The sequence below is a fragment of the Desulfosarcina sp. BuS5 genome (genome assembly GCF_028752835.1).
In the GTDB taxonomy this organism is placed as follows: Bacteria; Desulfobacterota; Desulfobacteria; order Desulfobacterales; family BuS5; genus BuS5.
Map to the genome: position 1 here is coordinate 4029675 of NZ_CP087952.1, position 23362 is coordinate 4053036.

Annotated in this window: 28 protein-coding genes; 25 read left to right on the forward strand and 3 right to left on the reverse strand. The window is 40.2% G+C overall.

Annotated elements, in window-relative coordinates:
- Position 1: 1 nt before the first annotated feature.
- From BuS5_RS19455 to BuS5_RS19520, 14 genes are all read left to right on the forward strand, one after another.
- On the forward strand, positions 2–919 hold the full coding sequence (locus BuS5_RS19455; protein ID WP_027354949.1) for a PGN_0703 family putative restriction endonuclease: 918 nt from the start codon (positions 2–4) through the stop codon (positions 917–919).
- 858 nt (positions 920–1777) lie between these two features.
- Positions 1778–2164, forward strand: a complete 387-nt coding sequence (locus tag BuS5_RS19460) for a hypothetical protein (protein ID WP_274427635.1) — start codon at positions 1778–1780, stop codon at positions 2162–2164.
- The gene (tnpB, locus tag BuS5_RS19465) at positions 2161–2523 is read left to right on the forward strand and encodes an IS66 family insertion sequence element accessory protein TnpB (RefSeq protein ID WP_274427634.1); all 363 of its coding nucleotides are present in this window, start codon (positions 2161–2163) and stop codon (positions 2521–2523) included. Before BuS5_RS19460 ends, tnpB begins: the two co-directional genes overlap by 4 nt.
- Before the next feature lie 53 nt (positions 2524–2576).
- Complete coding sequence (locus tag BuS5_RS19470) at positions 2577–3449, forward strand: DUF4338 domain-containing protein (RefSeq protein ID WP_274427862.1); 873 nt, start codon at positions 2577–2579, stop codon at positions 3447–3449.
- Positions 3446–5005: an IS66 family transposase gene (gene tnpC, locus BuS5_RS19475; RefSeq protein WP_274427632.1), complete on the forward strand. Its 1560-nt coding sequence runs from the start codon at positions 3446–3448 to the stop codon at positions 5003–5005. Before BuS5_RS19470 ends, tnpC begins: the two co-directional genes overlap by 4 nt.
- A 135-nt stretch (positions 5006–5140) precedes the next feature.
- Positions 5141–6499, forward strand: coding sequence for a group II intron reverse transcriptase/maturase (gene ltrA / locus BuS5_RS19480; RefSeq protein WP_198028377.1), 1359 nt, complete (start codon positions 5141–5143; stop codon positions 6497–6499).
- 387 nt (positions 6500–6886) lie between these two features.
- Positions 6887–8146, forward strand: coding sequence for a formylglycine-generating enzyme family protein (locus tag BuS5_RS19485; protein WP_027354911.1), 1260 nt, complete (start codon positions 6887–6889; stop codon positions 8144–8146).
- A gap of 499 nt (positions 8147–8645) precedes the next feature.
- Positions 8646–10460, forward strand: coding sequence for a hypothetical protein (locus BuS5_RS19490; RefSeq protein ID WP_274427907.1), 1815 nt, complete (start codon positions 8646–8648; stop codon positions 10458–10460).
- A gap of 65 nt (positions 10461–10525) precedes the next feature.
- The gene (gene tnpA, locus BuS5_RS19495; protein ID WP_051375229.1) at positions 10526–11005 is read left to right on the forward strand and encodes an IS200/IS605 family transposase; all 480 of its coding nucleotides are present in this window, start codon (positions 10526–10528) and stop codon (positions 11003–11005) included.
- 206 nt (positions 11006–11211) lie between these two features.
- Entirely contained in the window at positions 11212–11553 is a 342-nt protein-coding gene (locus BuS5_RS19500; RefSeq protein ID WP_027355131.1) for a hypothetical protein, read from the forward strand.
- Positions 11520–12455 carry an SUMF1/EgtB/PvdO family nonheme iron enzyme gene (locus BuS5_RS19505; RefSeq protein ID WP_027355130.1) on the forward strand — a complete coding sequence of 312 codons (936 nt, stop codon included), beginning with the start codon at positions 11520–11522 and terminating at the stop codon, positions 12453–12455. The genes BuS5_RS19500 and BuS5_RS19505 overlap by 34 nt, the downstream gene beginning before the upstream one ends.
- 206 nt (positions 12456–12661) lie before the next feature.
- On the forward strand, positions 12662–13006 hold the full coding sequence (locus BuS5_RS19510) for a hypothetical protein (protein WP_274427903.1): 345 nt from the start codon (positions 12662–12664) through the stop codon (positions 13004–13006).
- Between the two features lie 669 nt (positions 13007–13675).
- Positions 13676–13909 (forward strand): DUF433 domain-containing protein, encoded by a 234-nt coding sequence (locus BuS5_RS19515; RefSeq protein ID WP_274427908.1) that lies wholly within the window; start codon positions 13676–13678, stop codon positions 13907–13909.
- Positions 13909–14265: a DUF5615 family PIN-like protein gene (locus tag BuS5_RS19520; RefSeq protein WP_274427910.1), complete on the forward strand. Its 357-nt coding sequence runs from the start codon at positions 13909–13911 to the stop codon at positions 14263–14265. Before BuS5_RS19515 ends, BuS5_RS19520 begins: the two co-directional genes overlap by 1 nt.
- Before the next feature lie 85 nt (positions 14266–14350).
- Here BuS5_RS19520 and BuS5_RS19525 read toward each other — a convergent pair whose 3' ends face one another.
- Complete coding sequence (locus BuS5_RS19525) at positions 14351–14656, reverse strand: hypothetical protein (RefSeq protein WP_274427721.1); 306 nt, start codon at positions 14654–14656, stop codon at positions 14351–14353.
- A 405-nt stretch (positions 14657–15061) separates the two neighbouring features.
- Here BuS5_RS19525 and BuS5_RS19530 point away from each other — a divergent pair, with 405 nt between their 5' ends.
- The 4 genes from BuS5_RS19530 to BuS5_RS19545 all read left to right on the forward strand — a co-directional run bounded on the left by BuS5_RS19530 (position 15062) and on the right by BuS5_RS19545 (position 17594).
- Positions 15062–16432, forward strand: a complete 1371-nt coding sequence (locus BuS5_RS19530) for a hypothetical protein (protein ID WP_274427805.1) — start codon at positions 15062–15064, stop codon at positions 16430–16432.
- Positions 16433–16602: 170 nt separating this feature from the next.
- On the forward strand, positions 16603–16725 hold the full coding sequence (locus BuS5_RS19535) for a hypothetical protein (RefSeq protein ID WP_274427809.1): 123 nt from the start codon (positions 16603–16605) through the stop codon (positions 16723–16725).
- The gene (locus BuS5_RS19540; protein WP_274427808.1) at positions 16706–16912 is read left to right on the forward strand and encodes a hypothetical protein; all 207 of its coding nucleotides are present in this window, start codon (positions 16706–16708) and stop codon (positions 16910–16912) included. The genes BuS5_RS19535 and BuS5_RS19540 overlap by 20 nt, the downstream gene beginning before the upstream one ends.
- A 235-nt stretch (positions 16913–17147) precedes the next feature.
- On the forward strand, positions 17148–17594 hold the full coding sequence (locus tag BuS5_RS19545) for a 4-vinyl reductase (protein WP_274427911.1): 447 nt from the start codon (positions 17148–17150) through the stop codon (positions 17592–17594).
- 129 nt (positions 17595–17723) lie between these two features.
- Here the strand turns inward: BuS5_RS19545 and BuS5_RS19550 are convergent, their stop codons facing one another.
- Positions 17724–19094 carry a hypothetical protein gene (locus tag BuS5_RS19550; protein WP_274427912.1) on the reverse strand — a complete coding sequence of 457 codons (1371 nt, stop codon included), beginning with the start codon at positions 19092–19094 and terminating at the stop codon, positions 17724–17726.
- 405 nt (positions 19095–19499) lie between these two features.
- Between BuS5_RS19550 and BuS5_RS19555 the strand changes: the two genes are divergently transcribed.
- The 7 genes from BuS5_RS19555 to BuS5_RS19585 all read left to right on the forward strand — a co-directional run bounded on the left by BuS5_RS19555 (position 19500) and on the right by BuS5_RS19585 (position 22714).
- Entirely contained in the window at positions 19500–19805 is a 306-nt protein-coding gene (locus tag BuS5_RS19555) for a hypothetical protein (protein ID WP_274427721.1), read from the forward strand.
- A 284-nt stretch (positions 19806–20089) separates the two neighbouring features.
- On the forward strand, positions 20090–20395 hold the full coding sequence (locus BuS5_RS19560) for a hypothetical protein (protein ID WP_274427913.1): 306 nt from the start codon (positions 20090–20092) through the stop codon (positions 20393–20395).
- 83 nt (positions 20396–20478) lie between these two features.
- Positions 20479–20589, forward strand: coding sequence for a hypothetical protein (locus BuS5_RS19565; protein ID WP_274428176.1), 111 nt, complete (start codon positions 20479–20481; stop codon positions 20587–20589).
- Positions 20586–21188, forward strand: coding sequence for a hypothetical protein (locus BuS5_RS19570; RefSeq protein ID WP_274427806.1), 603 nt, complete (start codon positions 20586–20588; stop codon positions 21186–21188). Before BuS5_RS19565 ends, BuS5_RS19570 begins: the two co-directional genes overlap by 4 nt.
- 258 nt (positions 21189–21446) lie before the next feature.
- A complete protein-coding gene (locus BuS5_RS19575; RefSeq protein ID WP_027355169.1) occupies positions 21447–21761 on the forward strand; it encodes a nucleotidyltransferase domain-containing protein in 315 nt (104 codons plus the stop codon).
- Complete coding sequence (locus BuS5_RS19580; protein WP_027355168.1) at positions 21758–22156, forward strand: HEPN domain-containing protein; 399 nt, start codon at positions 21758–21760, stop codon at positions 22154–22156. Before BuS5_RS19575 ends, BuS5_RS19580 begins: the two co-directional genes overlap by 4 nt.
- 129 nt (positions 22157–22285) lie before the next feature.
- Positions 22286–22714 carry a PglD-related sugar-binding protein gene (locus tag BuS5_RS19585; protein WP_051375260.1) on the forward strand — a complete coding sequence of 143 codons (429 nt, stop codon included), beginning with the start codon at positions 22286–22288 and terminating at the stop codon, positions 22712–22714.
- 262 nt (positions 22715–22976) lie between these two features.
- Here BuS5_RS19585 and BuS5_RS19590 read toward each other — a convergent pair whose 3' ends face one another.
- Positions 22977–23282: a hypothetical protein gene (locus tag BuS5_RS19590; protein WP_274427721.1), complete on the reverse strand. Its 306-nt coding sequence runs from the start codon at positions 23280–23282 to the stop codon at positions 22977–22979.
- Positions 23283–23362 lie beyond the last annotated feature (80 nt).

The window sequence follows — 23362 nt, forward strand, 5'->3', positions numbered from 1 at the left end:
TATGAGTTATCGTGAAAATGAAAGGAAAAAAGCTGCAAAGGTAAGAGGGGAATTATTTCGTGACCCAGGAAACGGAATATTTTTTAATAAGAAACGAGATTTTGTTTTACAAGATCCAACACTAAATTTATGGGCAGGTATTCGAGAAGATGCAATAAACTACTTTGAAAGAAATCAAATATCGTGGTGGATGGGGCAAGATAAAAATGAACCTACCGGGCATTTGCTTTCCTCTCAGATAGCTTGTGTTAATCATTTATTTTTTGTTCGTCAAAGAAAAGATATTGCCTCAGCAATTCTAAAAAAAATATCAAACAAAATAAAAGAAGCTGTACTTGTTGATGATGGGTTTGTGGAATTTGAAGTGATTGGTAAAGACAATTACTTGAATGAAAAAACACACACTCGTGGTGCTAATTGCACCTCTGTAGATGCGGTTATGGTTGGCAAAAAAGACAACGAAAGTAACGTTTTAATTCTAATTGAGTGGAAATACACAGAGGAATATAGGGAAGAGAATAAATATATTCCGCAACGATACAATATTTACGATAAATTGATGGATCATTTTGAATCACCAATAACGATAAGAGATTTTGAGGCATTCTATTATGAACCGTTTTATCAGCTTATGAGGCAAACTTTACTTGGTTGGATGATGGTTAATGCAAGGGAATATCAATGTGATGAATATCTCCATTTACATATTATCCCTAAACAAAATACAGAGTTGAGAGATAGAGTTACATCACCAAAACTGTCAGGAAAAAATATGTCGGAAGCATGGGAGTCCGTATTAAAAGAACCAGAAAGGTACTTAGTGATTTCACCTGATGAATTTTTGAGTCCAGTTGCAACCTGTAAAGATACAAAATCAATATTGTCGTACCTGCAAGAACGATATTGGAAAGACAGCTAACAAGGCGCTCCTCGTGCCAAGATAAATCCGAATCGTTGGGATAAGACACAAGGTCTTTGAAACTCGATATTGTTACCAAGTGGGTGCTCGGGAAACGGTTTGTTTCCTTCATCTCTGCAGGGCTTGCTCTGGCATTGATGTTAAGATAGTCCCACCTGACTAAAGACTAACCAGCAGGTCAGTAGCGAAGTCCACAGGTAAACCCGGTAACGGGAGTCTGGAGCTGGACGGAGCAAGATTGCAGGCTCTGTATTGAGCCCCGAAAAATGTATGGTTGTGGTCATTGTGATAATCCTGCTTGCAGGAAAAAGCCGACGCTTTGGAGACAGCGGAAGGCAGCAGTCCTGAATATGCTAAGGCAAGTATTCAGGACACCACCGGGGTCTTAGACCAGGGCATGTACTCAAAGGGGTAGCTCGGGAACTTGGGAGACCCGGATGTTTCCTTGGGTAAAAAGAACGGTAACAGGAAATCCAGCGCAAGCGAAATCCCGGCGTTGCATAGGAATGTCCCGCCTTGCAACGAGTCTGCCATTGGCAGAAACACAAACATTAAAAGATGGGCGATACAAGGTATCAGGGGAGGATAGCGAAGAGCGAACGAACCTGAGATAAACATTCGGAAGTCTTAGCAGATCATAGTACCGATGATTAAGAATTGAACTATCTTGATCGGAAAGGTGGGGAAGTGATGCCCAAGCGACCCACTGCAGGGAAGGTGAAGCAGGGTATAACGTTTTTTTGGCAGGAATTATGGGAGATACACAGTGTCCTTTCGGCAAGCGTGCATGAAAAACAAATTCAAATAAGGTAGTATCGGTCATTCAAATCACGTAATATTATATAAGGAGGATGACCGATGAATCTTATGCAGCCTTCAGGCGAGTACAGTCTGGATGAAGTACGGGAAAAATTTAAACAATGGCGTAACAGCCGGGATAGAGGTAAAGCCATTCCGGAAGCATTATGGGAAGCCGCTGCCTCGTTATACCCTGCCTATTCTCTGCACCGTATATCAAAAGCCTTGAGCCTCAACCATACCAAGCTAAAGCATTACGTCCAGAATATATCACCAAATCCGTCCGTGCCGACGGCATCTTTCATCGAACTTGATGTAGCCCAAGCCCCTTTGCCTTTCAAGGGCATTATCGAGATGCAACATCAGAACGGTGCCAGGATGACAATGCAAATTGCGGACAGTTCTGACTTGATCAATATAACCCAACAGTTTTGGAGTCAGCCATGATTCAGATAACTCCGCAAATGCGTATCCTGCTGGCCATAGACCCGGTGGATTTCAGAAAAGGTATCGACGGTCTAAATGCTGTTTGTCGGCAGGTGCTGCGCTCCGATCCATTTTCAGGGTATGTTTTTATTTTTCGTAATAAAAAGGCAACTGCCATAAAGATCATTATGTATGATGGCCAAGGATTCTGGATGTGTCAGAAAAGGCTGTCTAAGGGACGTTTCAACTGGTGGCCAAACAAATCCGGTGAGGCGGTCAGGCCTCTGGCCGTTCATGAACTGCAGCTTCTGATCTGGAACGGTAATCCTGTAAAGGCTCATGTTGCACCATTGTGGCGGCCAATTCCTGTAAAAAAATAGAAAAAAATATTTAATGACTTGCGTTCCAGTAAAAAATGTGATATTTGATGCCCATGTTTACGTATAGAGGCAGAGTCGTTACTGACAAAGATATTATTTTTATCAAGGAGCTTATTGCTCAAAATCCGGATGCCAGCCGCCGGGCGCTTTCCAGAAAACTGTGCATAGCCTGGAATTGGGTCCAGGCCAATGGGGCATTGCGTGATATGGTCTGTCGGGGTATGATGTTAGAACTGCACCGTGCAGGATTCATACGTCTGCCGGACAAAAAATGTAATCCCCATAATCCATTTGTAGAACGTAGAAAACCTAAAAAAATTCAGATCAATCAAACTTTACTGGAAACAAAATTAGCCAAAATACGGCCGCTTGAATTTTGCCAGGTACGCAGAAGCCCGCATGAAAAAATGTTCAACAGCCTGATCGAGTATTACCATTATCTGGGTTACTGCCATTCAGTGGGCGAACAGCTGAAATACATCGTTTATACTGATGGGCGGCCAATAGCATGTTTTGCCTGGTCTTCTGCAGCGAGGCATATAGGCTGCAGGGACAGGTTTATCGGCTGGGATGCGAAGACGCGTAAAAAAAATCTGCACCTTTTGGCGTATAATACACGATTTTTAATTCTACCATGGGTGCGCGTACCACATCTGGCCTCCCATCTTCTTGGTCACATGATAAAAATCTTGGCCCTGGATTGGCGTAAAATCTACAATCATCCCATCTGGTACCTTGAAACTTTTGTGGACAAAACCCGTTTTGCCGGTACCTGTTACAAGGCTGCGAACTGGAAGTATCTTGGAGACACCACCGGCAGGGGTAAAAATGATCAAACATTTAAACCGAACCGATCTATAAAGGCTGTTTGGGGATATCCATTAGCCAAAAATTTTCGCAGCCTTTTACGGGGGGACACACAGTGAAGACCCCGGAACGTATAGACCTGGACGTCAAGCAGTTAGATGCTCTTTTAAAGCGTGTTAAAGAACTGTTGCCACCTGAGGACTATGAACTCATCAAGGCTATGGCTGACACTATCTACCTTTTAAGTCAGTGTGTGGACAATAAAGCCGCCTCCATACGACGGCTGTTGCGCATGCTGTTTGGTGCAACTACCGAAAAAACTGGAAAAACAAAGGCTCACCCAAAAAAGAAGAATTCTGTTAAAGCTAAAAAAGGTCATGGCCGCAAACCTGCTAAAAATTATACCGGGGCAAAAAAAGTCAGAGTCTTCCATGATACTCTTAAACCTGGAGACAACTGCCCTGAATGTTTAAAGGGCAAGGTATATGAATTAAAGGAGCCGCAGCGAATCATACGCATCACCGGAAACGCTCCATTAAGTGGAACTGTCTATGAAATGCAGCGTTTACGCTGTAATCTCTGTGGAGCAATTTTCACCGCATCGACACCTGAAAATGTGGGTGAAGACAAATATGATGCAAAAGCCAAGGCCATGATTGCTCTTTTGAAATATGGTACCGGTATGCCATTTAACAGACTTAAAGATCTTCAGCAAAGTCTTGGCATACCATTGCCTGCATCGACACAGTTCGAGATTGTCGATCAAATGGCAATGGAACTTACTCCGATTTATCAGGAATTTATCCGTCAGGGCGCTCAGGGCGATATCATTCATAATGATGACACCACTATGAAGGTTTTGTCCCTGATGAAGGAAAACAAAGAAAATAACCCGGAACGTAAAGGTATATTTACCACGGGTATACTGTCAAAAACCGATGATCATAAAATTGCACTGTTTTTTACCGGCCGTCAGCATGCCGGAGAAAACTTGATGGATTTACTTAAGCGTCGTATTGGTCTGAGCCCACCCATTCAGATGTGTGATGCTCTGTCCAGAAATGTTCCCAAAGAATTCGAAACTCTGCTGGCAAATTGTCTTACACATGGACGAAGACAGTTTGTTGACGTACTGCAAAGCTTCCCGGAAGAGTGCAGTTATGTACTCGAAATCCTCGCAGAGGTATATAAAAATGATAAGATTACCAAAGAACAGAACATGGAAGCTGAAGAACGGCTACGGTTTCATCAGGACAACAGCGGTCCGCTGATGAAAAAGCTCAACACCTGGTTTCACAAACAAATAGACCAACATTTGGTGGAGCCCAACAGCGGGCTGGGCCAGGCTATTGGCTACATGCTCAAACATTGGGAGGCGTTGACCCTTTTTCTCAGGGAACCAGGTGTACCTTTGGACAACAATATTTGCGAACAGGCTTTGAAAAAGGTCGTTCTGCATCGCAAGAATGCTCTGTTTTATAAAACTGAGCATGGTGCCATGGTAGGTGATCTGTTCATGAGTCTGATTCATACCTGTAATTTATCCGGTACCAATCCTTTTGATTACCTGACAGCACTGCTGGAACATGCCTCTGAGTTGTCAGAATCCCCAGACAAATGGATGCCGTGGAATTATAAATCCGCACTGATTGAACCGGACAATCCTGAAGCATAAAATCACTTTTTAATATTTCCATCCTGATTGATCAGCCGGGTGCCTGCAAAAAACAGGCACCTAACCGCTGACTGCTTACCTACGCCAAATTTTTTTTTGCGCTATGCACGCTTGCCGAAAGGACACGATACACAGATGTCACAAACCATATCAACAAAAAGCCGAGAAATTGCAAGAACGGTCGCTTGCAATTCCAGACCGATAGAATGGGGACAACCACCGGTGTTAACAGGTGGGTCATCCCTTATCAAAATCGAGCTGCTTGCTCAAAGTAATCCTGAACTGGTATTTACATCAGTAGTCCATCGGATAGACTTTGATTTACTGAAACAATCCTTTCGTAAAATTCGGAAAAGCAAATCTGCAGGAGTGGACAAGGTTACGGCAAAGGAGTATGCCGAAAATCTTGATCAAAACCTCTATAATCTGTATGAACGACTGCGGAGAGGACAGTACGTTGCGTCTCCTGTAAAGCGTATCTGGATAGACAAGGAAGGAGGGAAAAAGCGTCCAATTGGCATACCTGTACTTGAGGATAAAATTGTCCAGAAAGCAGCAGCAGCCATATTGAATGTCATATTTGACAGGAATTTTTACAATTTTTCCCATGCATTCAGAAAAGGTCGGAGCCAACACATGGCAATCAAAGATTTACGTGAGCAATGCTTGAAGCAGAATATCAGCTGGATAGTAAGCGCAGATATTACAGGACTATTTGACAATATTAATCACGAGTTACTTAAAGACATGATACGTCGGAGAGTAAGTGACGGCGGAATGATTCGCCTGATAGGGAAGTGGTTGAATGCAGGCGTAATGGAGGAAGGCAACCTGACGTACTCTGAAACGGGCACTCCACAGGGAGGAGTAATTTCCCCTGTGCTCAGTAATATCTTTCTTCATTATGTTTTAGATGACTGGTACGTGAAAGAAGTGATCCCCCGGATGAAAGGGAGATGCTCCATCATACGCTGGGCGGATGATTTCATCCTCGGGTTCGAGTATGAAAAAGACGCATTGCGTGTCATGGATGTATTACCCAGGCGGTTCGAACAGTTCGAGCTGTCACTTCACCCGGAAAAGACAAAACTGATTCGATTTTCCAAACGCATTAGCGGAAAGGGAAACGGGACGTTTGATTTTTTAGGGTTTACATTTTACTGGTCAAAATCATTAAAAGGGTACATGGTAATAAAGAAAAAGACGGCAAGAAAGCGTTCAAGCCGTTTTATGAAGAGAATATGGATATGGTGCAAGGATAACCGTCATAAGCCAATGGCCGAGCAGTATGAGATTCTTTGCAGTAAACTGCGAGGTTTTTACCAGTACTTTGGAGTAATAAGTAACTACAAAGTGCTGGAAGTTGTGTTTGAATATACTGAGAAAGCATGGCGTCGATGGTTAAGCCGAAGAAGTCACAAGGGCGAAGTAATGTTCGAGGACTTGCGCACAACATACCCACTGCCATTACCCAGAATAGTCCATAATATTTGATGCCGTAAGGGCTGCAAAGTTATACGCCAAACGGGGTGTCGCCTGTTTGGTTGATAATCCGGTAAAAAGGATTTGAACCGAGGAACCGTATGAGGGAAATCTTCACGTACGGGTCTGTAGGGGGGGCGTCGGGTAACCGATGCTCCTACCTGGAACCTGACCGCTATTCCGCTGGCGCTCCATAGCGGCAGGTGAGCTTGGTCGATAAGTGGACCGTGAGCTCCGCTGCGCTACGCACACGGTCCACTTATCGCGGCTGTCGAGTTCCTCCAACAGCCGCGTTATGTGTAAAAAATAAAATGAAATTCAACTCAAAACAATCTCCATTTTTCGTGGATAAGACCAGCGTGTGAAGACGTAATTGATAACAATAGGAAGGAAGAAAATATGGCAACAAATATAGAAGCAATGCATCAAAAAAAGATTTCGTTATTTTTTTTATTGCTTGTTAGTTCGTTTATTTTGCCTCTTGTCTCTTGTAAGGAGACAACGAAATTGACAGAAAAATCAAAAATAGAACTTGTTGATATTCCAGGAAATGGAGAGAATGTTGAGCCATTTCAAATGAGCAATACAGAAATCACAAATCAGCAATATGTGGATTTTTTGAATACAGCATTACGTGAAAACAAAATAACAGTTGGTAAAATTGAACCTTTAGGTGCTGACCAATTAATGTTTGCAGGCTTTAAGTCACGTAATCAACAATGTATTTACGATAATAACGGAAAAAGATTATTTGACTTGCTAGGAGTCAGAGTTACAGGTGACCATAACCATAACGGAGAATTTGAGCTTTGGGAAATGGAAAACCCCTTAAATAGAATAATGATTGAATACGATACTGTAAAAAAGTCATTTAATGTTGTAAATCCAGAGAAAGTTGATTGGGCAATTTATTTCGAGAAAGCAAATCTTCCAGATGGAGTTGAACCAGTTGATAGTATTATGAATTGGGCAGAGTTACACCGTTTTTGGCCTGAAAAAAAAGTAATTAAGAAAGAACAAATAGTTACTTGGAATTATGGCAATTATAATAACAATGTTGTATTTGCAGGTCACCTTGATTTAGATACAGAACTACCAACCCTTGAAGAAGTAAAAAACTGGCCTGTTAATCATATAGAGTACTATGGAGCAAAAGCTTTTGCTGATTATTACGGGTACGATTTGCCTACTCTGAAACAAATACAATGGGCAGGTACTGGTGGGAAAAATTACGAATACGGAACTAACAACGGAACTGTCAATACTGATAATACCGTTTATAGTGGCCATTCATTTGATGAATACCCCAAAAAAGGTAAAAGACAAAGAAATGGGGAAACATCAAAACCTAAAATACCAGATTTTAGTAAATTTCCAGGTAAAGATAAAGGGCATGTTCAGTCCGTCAAGCTGTTCCCTCCAAACCCGTATGGTGTTTATGGGTTGTCTGGTAATGTTTACGAATGGACAAAATCGGCATTAGCTGATTATCCTAATGCAGTAGACCGCACAGGAAAGGATACCGAAGCATATATAAGAATTGGGGGATCGTGGAATTATTATGATGATGCTCAATCCCTAGCAACAAAAGAGGCAAAAAATACTGGAGCACACAGGGGAAATGATCATTTTGGTTTTAGAGTGGTTAATCAAAGATAAACAAACTCAAGTCTTGCAATCTATGTGACTGAATTGTCGCCAATAATCACATGACAATGCGTTGTGTATAAATAATAATTACAGAGCTAAACCCCCAGCTACGCTGGGGAGAATGGAAAAAGCTATGCTGAGTATTTATTAAATGCTCCTTTTGGACTAAAGGTAACAGTGCTGATTCTGTGACTAAAATCCAAAAGGAGTAAGATAGTGAAAAAAACATTAGCACACACAACATGGGAGTGCAAATACCACATAGTTTGGGTTCCTACAGACCTCGGAACGTACAAAGTGAATAGAAATGCGTAAAGCCTTATTATTCAGGTAGTTAGACTATTCTCCAGTAATTTATTGGACAAGCATAATGTTGGACATTCATATGTTTAACCTATTTTATTTTAACTATTTCTTTTATTTAATGTAAATTTATTTTGTAAAAAATATTTTTTTGTGATACCTTATTAAAAATTCACATTGCGTACACCACATTAAGGTATCAATTATGCAAAAACAACTATTTCCAGATATACCAAAGAAAAAAAACGATAACACCAAAATGATTGGCGCAAATTTGTCGTTGGTTTTTAACAGAAGAAATAAGCACATGATTACCCTTAAAAACCGCGATATCATTGTTAAAAAGGTTGATATTTCTGACAAGCCGGCAAAAAAAATATTTGTTGTTGATGCCGTTGAATTGGGTGCGAATAAATCTTTATTGGCTGGTGCCCTTAATATTAGCAGACAAACGATACACAATTACATTGAGAGCAAAAAAAAATTTGGGACAGAAGGCTTATTGGGTGGATATAATCCCAAAATGGGCAAAAATCTTGAACAACATCGCAAGAGCACGCAGCACAAACGCATACAGGGCACCAAGGCTGTCATTCTCGCTAAAGAGAGAAAAGCTAAACGATTAGAAAATCAAAAAAAACAGCAGGAGCTTGATTTTGAATTCGGCGAACAACTTGTTTCAAAAGACGAACAACCATTTAAGAGCCTTCATGATTGGAAATTCACTCGTTTTGCAGGGATATTCCCTTATCTAATTGTTTTAATTAGTACAAATCAATGGCTTAAGCTGATAATGGGTTATTTTGGTTCTGCCTATAAAATATTTTTAGTTTTCTTGTTGATGGTCGCCAATAATATCAAATCCATAGAACAACTGAAAAATATTAACCAGAAAGAAGCGGGGCTTATTTTGGGCCTCAATAAATTGCCTCCAAAAAGAGATGTTTGGCAATGGTTCTATGCAGCTTGTAATTTACGATTTTCCACATCTCTTTGTAAATTATTTTTTAAGCAACAGCTTTTAGGCGGATTGGTCAGTACCTGTATATGGTTTGCAGATGGGCATCTGCTTCCATACACAGGCAGACGAAAAATTCATCTTGCCTTTAATACACAGCGCAAAATGATGATGCCGGGACAAACAAATATAGTTACATGCGATGAAAGTGGTCGTATTGTTGATTTTCAGATTCAAGAAGGAAAAGGCGATCTTAAAACTCATATTGTCGAACTGAAAAAAAAATGGGCCAAGGAACTTACAGAGCCTCCCATCATGGTCTTTGACAGAGAAGGGTATGGCGCTCCATTTTTTAACTCTCTTATTGAAGATAAAATTCCCTTTGTTACTTGGGAAAAACACGTTGATTCAAAAAAACTCAAGGAGTTAGATGATGATTGTTTTAACGAATCCTTTGAGATGAACAACAAAAAATACCGCATTTTCGAGGGTGAAAAGACCTTCACCCTGGAGGAAAATGGTAAAACTAAAACCTTTGAACTCAGGAAAATTTATCTTTGGAATCAGACCAGCAACCGTCGGACATGCTGTCTTGCATGGGATGACGGCAGACCTATAACTACTCTTCAATGCGCACAAGCTATATTGAACCGCTGGGGTGCCTCTGAAAATACATTTAAACACCTCCATGACAGGCATCCTTTTCATTATCACCCCGGCTTTAAAACATTAGATAGCGATAAACAGCTTATAGCAAATCCTGCTATCAAATCCATTGAGAAAGAAATTAAGACCGTACGTAAAAAGCTTGATAAAAAGCATAAAAAAAATTCAAGGACTAAGGAAGTTTTAAACAAAGATGGCTCAAGGCGCGAAAACAGCTTGAAAGCCTGTTTAGAATCAGGAATAAGCCAGTTAGAGGCAGAGCTCACAAAGCTCCTCAATGAGAAAAAACAACTGCCTGAAAAGGTGGATGTTTCTACTCTTGAGGATTATAATTACAGAGCTAAACCCCCAGCTACGCTGGGGAGAATGGAAAAAGCTATGCTGAGTATTTATTAAATGCTCCTTTTGGACTAAAGGTAACAGTGCTGATTCTGTGACTAAAATCCAAAAGGAGTAAGATAGTGAAAAAAACATTAGCACACACAACATGGGAGTGCAAATACCACATAGTTTGGGTTCCTAAGAATAGGAGAAAAGTTATTTATGGTAAACTTAAACGAGATGTTGGTCAAATTCTCAGAAAACTTTGTGAGTATAAAAAGATTGATGTCATTGAAGGAACGGCGTGTTCGGACCATATCCATATTTGTTTGTCTATCCCGCCAAAGTATTTAGTCTCAACAATCGTTGGTTATCTAAAAGGCAAGAGTACAATGATTTTGTTTGAAAGATATAGCCATTTACGGAGGAATTTCCGTGGGCATACATTTTGGGCACGTGGTTATTATGTCAATACAGTTGGGTTAGATGAGGCCAAAATACGGCAGTATATAAAAAATCAACAGAATAACGAGTCCATTGGAGATCAATATGATACAGATTTAGTGAAAGACCCCTTCAGGGGTGCAAGTAGCATACTATGCGATAATAACATAAAGTAAAATTAGTCAATAAAAATGGATTTGGTCGCAGAACAGTCACTTTAACAAAGTAATACCCCTTAAGGGGTTATCAGTATTTAATGCCCTTATAGGGCTTTAAGCAAGCCACCGGCTGGGCCGGTGGTCATGACTCTAAATACAGCCAATTAAAGGTGTACACTTTTCGTTGGGAAGTCCAGTGTTAAATACAATAGAAGGAAGTAACTTTGAAATCAAATAAACCCCTGCAATCAATTTTTACAATTATAATGTTTTTCACCTGCTTATTTACAGTTTCATTTCCAGTTTGTGAGGCAAGTAACCTAAACAAAAACTCAGGAGTTGAATTTGCAAATATTCCTGGAAACGGAAAGGATATTAAAGCTTTTCAAATGGCAAAAACAGAAGTTACAAATCAGCAATATGTTGATTTTTTAAATACAGCTTTAAAAGCAGGTCATATTACTGTTGGAGAGGTAGAACCATTAAGCCAGAACTCTGCAAAGCCATATGTTCCTGATAATTTGCAAAACAAATGCGTGGATATAAATCTAAAAATCAGCAATTAGTTTACGATAAAAATGGTCATAGAATTCTCGATTTGTTAAATATTCGAATGACTGGAGACCACGGGCACGATGGGGAAATTGACAGGTGGGAGATGAAAAACCCACTAAATAGGTGCATGATTGAATTTGATGGGAAAAAATTTAGTGTTGTTGATCCAAAACAGGTTGATTGGAATATTTATTTCGACAATTCTAATTTGCCGGCAGGAATTGAAGTTGCCGATAAAATTACTAATTGGGCAGAATTGCAAGATTTTTGTCCGGAAAGCATATCTGTTAAAGGGCGTAAAACAGTGAGCTTCGATAAAGGAGAATATGATGATAATATTTTATTTGCAGGATCGTTCGATTTAGATTTAAAACTGCCAACTCATGAAGAGGTTAAAAATTGGCCTATTATTTACATTGAGTATTATTCGGCTAAAGCCTTTGCCGATTTTTATGACTACGATTTACCTACAGTTGAACTGTATAAATGGGTTGTTGATGGCGGAAAAGGCTATAAATATGGAACAAGCGATGGAACAATAATACCCGAAAATTGTGTTTACAATGGGCATTCAATAAAAAAACATTATCAAAAATTACCCAAAGGTGGTCTTGACCACACCCAGTGGCCAGGGCAACATAAAGGACACGTTCAAACAGTTACTTTATTACATTCAAACCCTTATGGTGTTTACGGTTTATCAGGAAATGTAATAGAATGGACACAATCTAAGAATAAATTTGAGTATAATTGTCGCTCAAAAGTTTCATCCGAATATGAAACATTTATTACAGTTGGCAGTGGTTGGACATATCCCGAAGAGTATGCTTCGTATGATAAACAATGTTTTACAGAAACTAATGTAGGTGCAACAAACGACCATTTTGGGTTTAGAGTTGTAAAAAGAAAATAACTCAAACAAACCTATGTGCCTGAAATCACATAACAATGCGTTCAACACCGACCCGCGAGAACGTGCGTTTTCTTGAGCTAGATTCAAACAATTACATCGCGCAAGGTTAATTGCCAAACTGGTTGGCGGGCGGGTTAACTCGGTCGTTAGCGCGGCCAAAGTAATCGGGAGTATACCTGTGAGGAGTAGACAATCGAGGAGAGCAAATGGGCGCAGACTACCTGGAACAAATTAGAAAAGAGATAGCGTACATCAAGCCATACGAGAACCAGGATTTTGAGTGGTACAACAAAGGAATGACATTGCTGAGGAACGCAAAGCTAGAAGCAGCCGAGCTGAAGTTCAAAGAGTTGGTGATGTCGCAGCCTAAACACCATAATGGGTATCACGGTCTGGCGCTCACCTATCAGAAGATGGGACGCAAGGATGAATCCGTGTTTTTTATGGAGGAAGCGATTGCCAGAGCCAAGTCGTTCGTGGACGAAGGCACAATGGATCAGGAAGCTCTGGATTGGTTAGAGCAGGACCTTGGGCAGATCCAGCAGATGTAGGAGCGTCAATCAATTGGACGTGGCGGAGTCTGTAGCGATCAGTGAGTGCGACAAACGAAGCCGTTTGACAGTTTAGGAGGTATGCTTCGTCCCTGCCTGGGAGAGAGGGAAACTTGCAGTGGTTCGGGAGGGGTTTCGTGAGAGCCGCAAAAGACATCCTTCGCGGACTACGGATGCCTTTTGCTAGTCTCAGGCGGGGAGAGGTGGTAATCGACGCTCGGCGAAAGCTACTGATGGTAGAAGTGGTGAGTTGGAATGGGGAGTTAGCGTGCTCGCATGGTGAAAGCGCAAAAGCTATCCTTCGGGGCAGTCGAAGGAACACACGCGAATCAGACCGTCGGCGGGGCGAAGGTGAAACGCGAGCGAGGAGCGGATAACTTTTGCTTGTTTCGTGAGCGAAAGTATGTTGGTGAAGCAATCAGTTGAAGCGGGAAGCGGATTTGTCGACAGGTCGAGAGAACGTGGAGGGGAATGCGCCTTGGGAGCGGGTTCGTTGGGCAAAAGTAAAGGGCCGCGCTAACAACGCGTTGCAGCCGACTTGGCTAATCGGCGCGCTTTTCGAGTTTCCTCACCCGCATTGGGGTCGGTTTGCAGGCGGATGTGCTCGCGCCGAACCCGCCAAGCGGCTGAACGCAACCGTTATGTGCTAACTAAGAGATGAGGTGCAAAATGTATGAAAAATTTATTCAATCTGAACCATCAGTAATGATGGGAAAACCAGTAATTACAGGAACACGAATTTCAGTTGAACTCATTTTAGAAAAGTTAGCTGCTGGTGAAACATTTGAGCAGATTATAGATGCTCATCCTCGGTTAACTATGGATGCTATTCAAGCAGCCCTCGGTTTTGCGGCAAAAGCTTTAAAAGCTGATGTGATTTACCCTATATCGAGAGTTGCGTAATGAATATAATGGCTGATGAATGTGTTGATAGACAGATTGTTGAAATTCTCAGAGAAGAAGGTCATGATGTGCTTTATATAGCGGAGATAGATCCAAGTATTTCCGATGACATTGTATTTGAAAGGGCAAATCAACAAAATGCTTTATTGTTAACAGCTGACAAAGATTTTGGAGAGTTAGTTTTTCGTCAGAATAAAATTTTAAACGGAGTATTGTTTTTTCGTTTGGCTGGATTATCTCAACTTGCAAAAGCTAAAATTATTTCATCTGTTGTACAAGAACACTCAGATAAGCTTTATCAATCTTTTACGGTGGTTTCTCCTGGAATTGTACGTATTCGTAAAGGAATCAGATAATCACTTACATCTGACCTGGGGTGTCCAAAAACTCAGTTTTGTGGTTACTTTTTTTGCTCAACTTTTGGCCCTATCATGAGTGCGATTAATATCTTGGCACATTGTTGGGGTCATGAAATGCAGCATTAAAATTATCTTCCCCAACCAAATCCCGGCATTCTTTGCACTCCTGCCATATCCCTGAATGGCTGTTATTGTAATGAAAATGGCAGAGACCCTCGTGCTCGTGATGATATTGGCAATAATCTCCACCTTTTATAGATGCAAAAGAAGTGTCACAGCAAATCCATTGGTCACAACATTTTGTTTTTATTAAAGGAACAGAATCGTTTCCACAAAAGCTACAATGTTTGCCAGGGATTATTTTTGCTTGCAATCTATCATATGTCATTCAGGCACCTTCAATATTTTCAGTAAAATTTGCGTAGACCATAACAAAATGCCGTCAATAATTCAAAATTGCTGATTGAAAAAAATTATTATTCCCTATATATTCAAATATTTTAACCAAAAAGATGGTTATTGCTATGAGTAAAGTTTCAAAATTAAAAAAAGTAGAACTGCCTGGAAAGACAAAGCAGTTGATCGTACTCGTATAATTAAGTATCAGAAAGCTGAGCTGAAACGTACTAAAAATGAACGAAATAAATACAAGTCTGAACTCCGGAAAAATAGACAAGAATTAGAACAAGAACGTAAAAAGAACACATTGTCGGTTAATAGTAAGGAGGAATTGATTTTTATTTCTTTACGCCTATTTTTGGTCGGACACGTTGGATTCAGAGCAATATCAAGAATGTTTGGCATTTTACAAGCATACCTTGGGATAACCAAAACACCGTGCCCTCAAACGATCATTAACTGGGTCACCAGATATTCACTATCAAAAATCTGGAACTATAAAGGGCTTTCTTCTGTTTCTTTTGATATGGATAAGATTGTAAATGGTGCTATTTGGATGATAGATACCTCAATAGCATTGGGAGCTGATAAAATTCTTGCTATTTTGGAGCTTAGAACTGATCATTTTAAAAATCATGAAGGTGCTCCAACTCTTGAAAACATCAATTGTGTAGCAATTTCAGTGGCGAAATCATGGACTGGAGAATCCATTGCAAATTTTTTACAAAAGGTGATTCTCATCACCGGAAAACCTGCTGCATATTTGAAAGACGGAGGAATGGACCTCATGAAAGGTGTCAGACTCCTAAATGAAAGAGGATTTTCAAGTTTCTCCATTGATGATATTTCTCATGTTGTTGCCAATCTATTAAAAAAAGAATATACAAAACATCCTTCGTATGACTGTTTTATCTCTGCTTGCGGACAAGCCTCAAAAAAATTTAAGCAAACAGTACTTGCATTTTTTGCACCCCCAAAGGTTTCGACAAAAGCTCGATTCATGAATATTCATCGAATGGTGAAATGGGCTGAAATGGTTCTTAAGCACTCACCACGGGGGCGAGTTTCAAAGGGCTCTGTAGTTTCAAAACTTAGGAATTATCTTGGTAAACTTCCTGAATATAAACAGTTTATCAAGCGATTTCTTCGTGATGCATCTCCTCTTTTAAAAAGCCAGGAAATTCTTAAAGCTCAAGGCTTGAATATGAAAACCTACAAAGAGTGCAAAGAACTTTTAAAAAATATCCCTCAAAGCTCTCAAGTACGTATCGGTTTTATTACCTGGATGGAAAAACAATTAATAGTCGCTGAATCATTGGGCATGGGCAATACTGGAATGCCTATTTGTTCTGATAATATTGAATCCCTGTTTGGACTTGGTAAAACACATGGTACAGGAGAAGTAAAAGATGCAAACCGAATTGCACTTCGTTTACCGGCTTTTTGCGGATCTGTGAATAGAGAATCCGTTCGGATGGCAATGGGCGTTACAGTAAAGGAACAACAGGAAGTTGAAAATAAGTTGTTGTCTTTAACTCGGCAGCGCCGAAAAATTTTACCAACCCCCGGAAGCCTTACAGATAGTTTGTCAACTGAGTTTGACTGTGGTTTAACTCTTCTACCGGTGCCAAAAAATGATGAAAAATCAAAAGATGTAACTGATATTACAGCAAATTTTGAACAATTAGGTGGGCCCGTAAATAAGTTTACAAAACAACCTTACGCGCTCAATAATGCCGAATATAATAACCGTGCCGCAGCTTAATAAGCATTTGTTTGACCACATTCAAATATAAATAATGGGTATTATCAACAAGTTAATGCTTTGTTTATAAATGTAGTAAATTGACATACATAACTTATATTCTGAAGGGGGGGGGCAAATCCTGAGCAAGCTAATTATGGGAATTTAGACACCCCACATTAAAAGGGTACATGGTAATAAAGAAAAAGACGGCAAGAAAGCGTTCAAGCCGTTTTATGAAGAGAATATGGATATGGTGCAAGGATAACCGTCATAAGCCAATGGTCGAGCAGTATGAGATTCCTTTGCAGTAAACTGCGAGGTTTTTACCAGTACTTTGGTGTAATAAGTAACTACAAAGCGCTGGAAGTTGTGTTTGAATATACTGAGAAAGCATGGCGTCGATGGTTAAGCCGAAGAAGTCACAAGGGCGAAGTAATGTTCGAGGACTTGCGCACAACATACCCACTGCCATTACCCAGAATAGTCCATAATATTTGATGCCGTAAGGGCTGCAAAGTTATACGCCAAACGGGGTGTCGCCTGTTTGGTTGATAATCCGGTAAAAAGGATTTGAACCGAGGAACCGTATGAGGGAAATCTTCACGTACGGGTCTGTAGGGGGGGGCGTCGGGTAACCGATGCTCCTACCTGGAAACACGGACGCAAAAAACGCGCCGGTTAATTGCGACGTTCCAGGCGGCTGCGCCGCGATTAGCCACAGAGAATTGAATCTATGTTTAATGAAGAGCGTGATTATAACAAATTTGTATGGGAAGACTTGGGTGATCTTGAAAGCGGGAGACCAAACCTTGGTTTAAGTGTTCCGGTTTTTGTTTATCGATTACTCCAATATACTTTTCGAGACGTGATGATAACCGAGTTAGGTATAAACAAAACAAATGATATCATCATTAAGGCAGGCAGTCTTGCCGGGAGGCAATTTTGTGAGAATATGCTGAACAGGGAACTCGATTTTAACGAATTTGTATCTCAGTTACAAAAAGTACTCAGAGAGCAAGCCATCGGGATTCTTCGCATTGAAAAAGTTGATCTTGAGAACATGAGGTTTACATTAACAGTTGCTGAAGATCTTGATTGTTCTGGCCTACCGCCCTCCGATGAGGTTGTTTGTCAATATGATGAGGGTTTTATTGTGGGGTGTCTAAATCCCCATAATTAGCTTGCTCAGGATTTGGCCCCCCCTTCAGAATATAAGTTATGTATGTCAATTTGCTCCATTTATAAACAAAGCATTAACATGTTGATAATACCCATTATTTATATTTGAATGTGGTTAAACAAATGCTTATTAAGCTGCGGCACGGTTATTATATTCGGCATTATTGAGCGCGTAAGGTTGTTTTGTAAACTTATTTACGGGCCCACCTAATTGTTCAAAATTTGCTGTAATATCAGTTACATCTTTTGATTTTTCATCATTTTTTGGCACCGGTAGAAGAGTTAAACCACAGTCAAACTCAGTTGACAAACTATCTGTAAGGCTTCCGGGGGTTGGTAAAATTTTTCGGCGCTGCCGAGTTAAAGACAACAACTTATTTTCAACTTCCTGTTGTTCCTTTACTGTAACGCCCATTGCCATCCGAACGGATTCTCTATTCACAGATCCGCAAAAAGCCGGTAAACGAAGTGCAATTCGGTTTGCATCTTTTACTTCTCCTGTACCATGTGTTTTACCAAGTCCAAACAGGGATTCAATATTATCAGAACAAATAGGCATTCCAGTATTGCCCATGCCCAATGATTCAGCGACTATTAATTGTTTTTCCATCCAGGTAATAAAACCGATACGTACTTGAGAGCTTTGAGGGATATTTTTTAAAAGTTCTTTGCACTCTTTGTAGGTTTTCATATTCAAGCCTTGAGCTTTAAGAATTTCCTGGCTTTTTAAAAGAGGAGATGCATCACGAAGAAATCGCTTGATAAACTGTTTATATTCAGGAAGTTTACCAAGATAATTCCTAAGTTTTGAAACTACAGAGTCCTTTGAAACTCGCCCCCGTGGTGAGTGCTTAAGAACCATTTCAGCCCATTTCACCATTCGATGAATATTCATGAATCGAGCTTTTGTCGAAACCTTTGGGGGTGCAAAAAATGCAAGTACTGTTTGCTTAAATTTTTTTGAGGCTTGTCCGCAAGCAGAGATAAAACAGTCATACGAAGGATGTTTTGTATATTCTTTTTTTAATAGATTGGCAACAACATGAGAAATATCATCAATGGAGAAACTTGAAAATCCTCTTTCATTTAGGAGTCTGACACCTTTCATGAGGTCCATTCCTCCGTCTTTCAAATATGCAGCAGGTTTTCCGGTGATGAGAATCACCTTTTGTAAAAAATTTGCAATGGATTCTCCAGTCCATGATTTCGCCACTGAAATTGCTACACAATTGATGTTTTCAAGAGTTGGAGCACCTTCATGATTTTTAAAATGATCAGTTCTAAGCTCCAAAATAGCAAGAATTTTACCAGCTCCCAATGCTATTGAGGTATCTATCATCCAAATAGCACCATTTACAATCTTATCCATATCAAAAGAAACAGAAGAAAGCCCTTTATAGTTCCAGATTTTTGATAGTGAATATCTGGTGACCCAGTTAATGATCGTTTGAGGGCACGGTATTTTGGTTATCCCAAGGTATGCTTGTAAAATGCCAAACATTCTTGATATTGCTCTGAATCCAACGTGTCCGACCAAAAATAGGCGTAAAGAAATAAAAATCAATTCCTCCTTACTATTAACCGACAATGTGTTCTTTTTACGTTCTTGTTCTAATTCTTGTCTATTTTTCCGGAGTTCAGACTTGTATTTATTTCGTTCATTTTTAGTACGTTTCAGCTCAGCTTTCTGATACTTAATTATACGAGTACGATCAACTGCTTTGTCTTTCCAGGCAGTTCTACTTTTTTTAATTTTGAAACTTTACTCATAGCAATAACCATCTTTTTGGTTAAAATATTTGAATATATAGGGAATAATAATTTTTTTCAATCAGCAATTTTGAATTATTGACGGCATTTTGTTATGGTCTACGCAAATTTTACTGAAAATATTGAAGGTGCCTGAATGACATATGATAGATTGCAAGCAAAAATAATCCCTGGCAAACATTGTAGCTTTTGTGGAAACGATTCTGTTCCTTTAATAAAAACAAAATGTTGTGACCAATGGATTTGCTGTGACACTTCTTTTGCATCTATAAAAGGTGGAGATTATTGCCAATATCATCACGAGCACGAGGGTCTCTGCCATTTTCATTACAATAACAGCCATTCAGGGATATGGCAGGAGTGCAAAGAATGCCGGGATTTGGTTGGGGAAGATAATTTTAATGCTGCATTTCATGACCCCAACAATGTGCCAAGATATTAATCGCACTCATGATAGGGCCAAAAGTTGAGCAAAAAAAGTAGCCACAAAACTGAGTTTTTGGACACCCCATACTTAATTATACGAGTACGATCAACTGCTTTGTCTTTCCAGGCAGTTCTACTTTTTTTAATTTTGAAACTTTACTCATAGCAATAACCATCTTTTTGGTTAAAATATTTGAATATATAGGGAATAATAATTTTTTTCAATCAGCAATTTTGAATTATTGACGGCATTTTGTTATGGTCTACGCAAATTTTACTGAAAATATTGAAGGTGCCTGAATGACATATGATAGATTGCAAGTAAAAATAATCCCTGGCAAACATTGTAGCTTTTGTGGAAACGATTCTGTTCCTTTAATAAAAACAAAATGTTGTGACCAATGGATTTGCTGTGACACTTCTTTTGCATCTATAAAAGGTGGAGATTATTGCCAATATCATCACGAGCACGAGGGTCTCTGCCATTTTCATTACAATAACAGCCATTCAAGGATATGGCAGGAGTGCAAAGAATGCCGGGATTTGGTTGGGGAAGATAATTTTAATGCTGCATTTCATGACCCCAACAATGTGCCAAGATATTAATCGCACTCATGATAGGGCCAAAAGTTGAGCAAAAAAAGTAGCCACAAAACTGAGTTTTTGGACACCCCAGTTTTATTGCCGGCATTATGGAGGCCTATACAGGAAAACCTTTCTATGCAAAAGAGATAGACTGTTGGGCAAGTGGTGACAGGCTTTGCCGATTTGATGTAAGACTGCAAAAGGATACTGAATGATGGAAAAAATTACCGCAAAACTTGCAATTCTTTTGCAAGGCAAAATCCCTGAAAAAATTGACACTGAAAACATTACTGATGAACGTGAACAAAATCTTGCAAAAACGCTGAATCAACTTATTACTTTTATGCAGGAGGTACATGATTTCATCATTCCGTTATCGAAAGGGGAATTAGCCGAGATAAAAATTTCGCCAAAGAATTTTTTCGGATCACCTTTCAAGGAATTGCATTCCCGCTTGCTTCATCTCACTTGGCAGGCAAACCAAGTAGCAAAGGGTGATTTTAGCCAGCGGGTCGACTTTATGGGTGATTTCTCTGAAGCATTTAACTCTATGATTGTTTCTCTCGATAATAATGAAAAGCTGCTCAAGAGGAAAATCGATGAGCTGGAAAACGCTCTTTCTCATATTAAAAAACTGGAAGGTATTCTACCAATATGTTCTAATTGTAAAAAAATAAGACTGGAAGGAACTGACCCGAAAAAGCAAGATAACTGGGTGCAAATAGAGAGTTATATAAGCGAAAAAACAGAAGCCCAATTTTCACATTCTATTTGTCCGGAATGTATGAAAAAGCTGTATCCGGATTTTGTGTAAATGGGCTAACAAGGCAAATTAACTCGGATGCAAATTCCGCTGCGCTCCAGTTGCACCGGTTATTTGCAACGTTCCAGGCGGCTACGCCGCCTGGAATCGCGGTGCTGACTTCGTCCAGCTCCTTGCCCCGGCGCTTGCGCCGGAACAAGGTACTTGACCGGTCGCCGTGGGCTTTTCAAGCAAGCATAGCTTGCTTGAAAAGCCCACGGCGACCGGTCAGCACCGCGATTAGGGCTCCAGAGAATATGAGGTGATCATATGAAACGAGATGAATTAATTGAGCAAATAAGGCAGGCTATTCATGAGGTGGAACTTGAGGCAGAAATAATCCTTTACGGTTCACGCTCCCGTGGGGATGCTCTCTCGGAATCAGACTGGGACTTACTCATCCTGGTTGATGGCCCTATTAACGATGAACGTACAGATCGAATTCGGCACAGGCTCTATGAAATAGAATGGGAATATGGAGAAGTCATCTCATCGATTGTGCGGACTCGTGAAGAATGGAATAGTAACCTCTATCAGGCTATACCATTTCACCAAAGAGTGCAGCAGGAAGGAATCAGACTATGACGGAATGGAGCAAGGATCTGGTGTTGTACCGTATGGCCCGAGCACAAGAGACTCTGGAAGATGCTCGTATTCTTGCCAATGCAAGGCGGTGGAATGCTTGTGTGAACCGGCTCTATTATGCCTGCTTCTATGCGGTATCGGCTCTTCTTGTACGTCACTGCCTGTCATCATCCAAGCATACGGGCGTGCGTAGTCTTTTTAATAGGCAGTATGTGAGGACGGGTAAGATCCCGAAGGATTTGGCACGGATCTACAATGATCTTTTTGAGAGACGTCAAGAGGGTGACTACATCGATTTTGTAAGGTTTCAAGAACCACAGGTTTTGCCATGGATCTCAAAGGCAGAACAACTCGTTGGGTTTATCATCAGCTTGGTTGAAAAAGAGATAAGTTGACTTACTTACTCTCTTTATCCGGTTCGGGAAAGCCCTGCCCTAACCAGGCGGCTGCGTCGCCGGGCACCGCGATTAGCCTTCATGCGATTTCTTAAAAAAAGACTTGACAAAAGCAAAAGGAGCTACACGATGATTTACAGAACAGAACTCTATGGAATAATCGGTGCGGGAGGATTTGGACGAGAGGTCATGCCGGTTGCACGCCAAATGATTGCCGACACTTATGGAAGCAAAGGACATGAATTGGTCTTTGTTGTTGAGAATCTCGAAAAACAAACAGTCATTAATGGGCATAAAGTGGTTAGCGAGTCATATTTCCTTTCTTGCCAAGCCGATAATAAATATTTTAACATCGCAATTGCAGACTACAAAACTCGCGAACGTATTGCCAACAAAATGCTTACGTCCAATATTAAACCTTTTACTATACAGGCCCTTAATAACGTCACTTATGACGACAATACAATAGGAGAAGGTGCAATTCTATGCCCTTTTACTACTGTAACATCCAATGCAAAGATCGGAAGATTTTTCATGCTAATATTTATTCTTATGTAGCTCATGATTGTGTAATTGGAGATTTTGTTACATTCGCTCCAAGCGTTCATTGCAATGGAAAAGTTGTTGTGGAGGATTATGAGTACATAGGAACTGGGGTTGTGATTAAACAAGGCACTAATGAGAGGGCAATCATTATAGGAAAAGGCTCCGTTGTAGGAATGGGTGCAGTGGTGACAAGAAGCGTTAAATCTGGGGTGTCCAAAAACTCAGTTTTGTGGCTACTTTTTTTGCTCAACTTTTGGCCCTATCATGAGTGCGATTAATATCTTGGCACATTGTTGGGGTCATGAAATGCAGCATTAAAATTATCTTCCCCAACCAAATCCCGGCATTCTTTGCACTCCTGCCATATCCCTGAATGGCTGTTATTGTAATGAAAATGGCAGAGACCCTCGTGCTCGTGATGATATTGGCAATAATCTCCACCTTTTATAGATGCAAAAGAAGTGTCACAGCAAATCCATTGGTCACAACATTTTGTTTTTATTAAAGGAACAGAATCGTTTCCACAAAAGCTACAATGTTTGCCAGGGATTATTTTTGCTTGCAATCTATCATATGTCATTCAGGCACCTTCAATATTTTCAGTAAAATTTGCGTAGACCATAACAAAATGCCGTCAATAATTCAAAATTGCTGATTGAA

Excerpts from the sequence above, each read along its gene's own strand:
- BuS5_RS19455 (WP_027354949.1), top strand. The coding sequence starts at position 2 with ATGAGTTATCGTGAAAATGAAAGGAAAAAAGCTGCAAAGGTAAGAGGG.
- BuS5_RS19460 (WP_274427635.1), top strand. The coding sequence starts at position 1,778 with ATGAATCTTATGCAGCCTTCAGGCGAGTACAGTCTGGATGAAGTACGG.
- tnpB (WP_274427634.1), top strand. The coding sequence starts at position 2,161 with ATGATTCAGATAACTCCGCAAATGCGTATCCTGCTGGCCATAGACCCG.
- BuS5_RS19470 (WP_274427862.1), top strand. The coding sequence starts at position 2,577 with ATGTTTACGTATAGAGGCAGAGTCGTTACTGACAAAGATATTATTTTT.
- ltrA (WP_198028377.1), top strand. The coding sequence starts at position 5,141 with ATGTCACAAACCATATCAACAAAAAGCCGAGAAATTGCAAGAACGGTC.
- BuS5_RS19485 (WP_027354911.1), top strand. The coding sequence starts at position 6,887 with ATGGCAACAAATATAGAAGCAATGCATCAAAAAAAGATTTCGTTATTT.
- BuS5_RS19490 (WP_274427907.1), top strand. The coding sequence starts at position 8,646 with ATGCAAAAACAACTATTTCCAGATATACCAAAGAAAAAAAACGATAAC.
- BuS5_RS19505 (WP_027355130.1), top strand. The coding sequence starts at position 11,520 with ATGCGTGGATATAAATCTAAAAATCAGCAATTAGTTTACGATAAAAAT.
- BuS5_RS19510 (WP_274427903.1), top strand. The coding sequence starts at position 12,662 with ATGGGCGCAGACTACCTGGAACAAATTAGAAAAGAGATAGCGTACATC.
- BuS5_RS19515 (WP_274427908.1), top strand. The coding sequence starts at position 13,676 with ATGTATGAAAAATTTATTCAATCTGAACCATCAGTAATGATGGGAAAA.
- BuS5_RS19520 (WP_274427910.1), top strand. The coding sequence starts at position 13,909 with ATGAATATAATGGCTGATGAATGTGTTGATAGACAGATTGTTGAAATT.
- BuS5_RS19525 (WP_274427721.1), bottom strand. The coding sequence starts at position 14,656 with ATGACATATGATAGATTGCAAGCAAAAATAATCCCTGGCAAACATTGT.
- BuS5_RS19530 (WP_274427805.1), top strand. The coding sequence starts at position 15,062 with ATGTTTGGCATTTTACAAGCATACCTTGGGATAACCAAAACACCGTGC.
- BuS5_RS19535 (WP_274427809.1), top strand. The coding sequence starts at position 16,603 with ATGGTAATAAAGAAAAAGACGGCAAGAAAGCGTTCAAGCCGTTTTATG.
- BuS5_RS19540 (WP_274427808.1), top strand. The coding sequence starts at position 16,706 with ATGAGATTCCTTTGCAGTAAACTGCGAGGTTTTTACCAGTACTTTGGT.
- BuS5_RS19545 (WP_274427911.1), top strand. The coding sequence starts at position 17,148 with ATGTTTAATGAAGAGCGTGATTATAACAAATTTGTATGGGAAGACTTG.
- BuS5_RS19550 (WP_274427912.1), bottom strand. The coding sequence starts at position 19,094 with ATGTTTGGCATTTTACAAGCATACCTTGGGATAACCAAAATACCGTGC.
- BuS5_RS19555 (WP_274427721.1), top strand. The coding sequence starts at position 19,500 with ATGACATATGATAGATTGCAAGCAAAAATAATCCCTGGCAAACATTGT.
- BuS5_RS19560 (WP_274427913.1), top strand. The coding sequence starts at position 20,090 with ATGACATATGATAGATTGCAAGTAAAAATAATCCCTGGCAAACATTGT.
- BuS5_RS19570 (WP_274427806.1), top strand. The coding sequence starts at position 20,586 with ATGATGGAAAAAATTACCGCAAAACTTGCAATTCTTTTGCAAGGCAAA.
- BuS5_RS19575 (WP_027355169.1), top strand. The coding sequence starts at position 21,447 with ATGAAACGAGATGAATTAATTGAGCAAATAAGGCAGGCTATTCATGAG.
- BuS5_RS19580 (WP_027355168.1), top strand. The coding sequence starts at position 21,758 with ATGACGGAATGGAGCAAGGATCTGGTGTTGTACCGTATGGCCCGAGCA.
- BuS5_RS19585 (WP_051375260.1), top strand. The coding sequence starts at position 22,286 with ATGATTTACAGAACAGAACTCTATGGAATAATCGGTGCGGGAGGATTT.
- BuS5_RS19590 (WP_274427721.1), bottom strand. The coding sequence starts at position 23,282 with ATGACATATGATAGATTGCAAGCAAAAATAATCCCTGGCAAACATTGT.